Source organism: Paenarthrobacter aurescens (assembly GCF_025421775.1).
In the GTDB taxonomy this organism is placed as follows: domain Bacteria; phylum Actinomycetota; class Actinomycetes; order Actinomycetales; family Micrococcaceae; genus Arthrobacter; species Arthrobacter aurescens_B.
The window spans coordinates 1-275 of record NZ_JAOEFX010000206.1 but is presented as its reverse complement, the minus strand read 5'-3'; the positions used below and the strand labels follow the sequence as shown (position 1 = coordinate 275).

Here is a 275-nt window from a genome sequence, read left to right as displayed (position 1 = left end):
GAAAGATACAGCTATTGCGATACAAAATAACGATAGCATTATTGTTTCGCAGGTCGACCGGGATGGTAATGAAAGCTCCAGGATGAGCCAAATTTCTTCCAGCCCGCAGGACTCGCTAAAATTCGTGATAACGAAGATTTTTTCGAAGTTGATTGCTGACATTCCTTTCGCACATATCCCTGACAAAGTACCACTGATAGTTTTTTTTGATGTAACAACATCGCTGCCTCTGGAGAGTATTCGCCATTACTGGGATGAGACCTGGCAAAAAAACA

1 protein-coding gene is annotated in these 275 nt (G+C 42.2%); it reads left to right on the top strand.

Features of this window, described 5'->3' with window-relative positions; all coding sequences use genetic code 11:
- The coding region (locus tag N7568_RS23325) for a hypothetical protein (protein ID WP_261612088.1) at positions 1–275 on the top strand (275 nt) is incomplete at both ends.